The organism is Achromobacter sp. SIMBA_011, assembly GCF_046535435.1.
GTDB classification, from domain to species: Bacteria; Pseudomonadota; Gammaproteobacteria; order Burkholderiales; family Burkholderiaceae_B; genus Achromobacter; species Achromobacter dolens.
This window is the reverse complement of record NZ_JAWRWN010000599.1, coordinates 1-265: the sequence shown is the minus strand read 5'-3', so window position 1 is coordinate 265 and position 265 is coordinate 1. Positions and strand designations below refer to the sequence as shown.

The 265-nt window shown below is 63.0% G+C and carries 1 protein-coding gene; it reads left to right on the top strand.

Annotated elements, in window-relative coordinates:
- Nucleotides 1-186 (top strand): hypothetical protein (locus SB816_RS32325; protein WP_410548288.1); only part of this gene is annotated, 186 nt, incomplete at its 5' end.
- Nucleotides 187-265 lie beyond the last annotated feature (79 nt).

The following is a 265-nucleotide window of genomic DNA, read 5'->3' as shown; positions in this document are numbered from 1 at the left end:
CAGACGAACGTCACGGCGCACGCGCGCATGGACATGCGCGCTCCGGGCAAGCTCAAACGTTTGCGCGGCGCGCTCCACCATAGCGGGCGCACCGGCGCGAAATCGACCGTCATCGAAGTCTCCAACCAGAGAGAGGTGCAACAACGGCTCGAGGAGCGGCCCGAGCGAAGCCCTCACCGCAGGTAAGCAGCGGTAAGGCAACGCTGAAGTGTAGCGAAACTGCTTTTAATTTTTATGACGGCGCGCGCGGGCGTGCAGATTGGCC